General features: G+C 37.9%; 1 protein-coding gene. It reads left to right on the plus strand.

Annotated features, from left to right (window positions below; translation table 11 throughout):
* Positions 1-348 (plus strand): UPF0236 family transposase-like protein (locus EII23_RS12640; protein ID WP_185702421.1); only part of this gene is annotated, 348 nt, incomplete at both ends.

A 348-nucleotide genomic window follows, 5' to 3' on the forward strand; every position in this document is an offset into this window, starting at 1 on the left:
GAATACCACTATCTTTTAGACGAAGCACTTAACATGAAGAATGTCGGATTATTTTCAGAACAGGTATCTACTCTTCTGATAGAAGGGATTACAGAGTTATCTTACCGGGAGTGTTCTAAAAAGATAAGTGAAATGACCGGTTTAAGCATCAGTCCAATGGGTGTTTGGAACGTAGTACAAGCAATTGGTGAAAAACTATGTGAGGAAGAAGCCGAGTTGGTACAAGCGCATAAGGAAGGAAAGGTAACAGGAGAAAAAGAAAGCAAGGTACTATTTGAAGAAATCGATGGAGTATATGTTTCGTTGCAAGGCAAAGATAGAAAAAAGAAAAGAACCAAAGGAGAAATC

The sequence above is a fragment of the Desulfovibrio sp. OH1186_COT-070 genome, assembly GCF_003860215.1.
In the GTDB taxonomy this organism is placed as follows: domain Bacteria; phylum Desulfobacterota; class Desulfovibrionia; order Desulfovibrionales; family Desulfovibrionaceae; genus Desulfovibrio.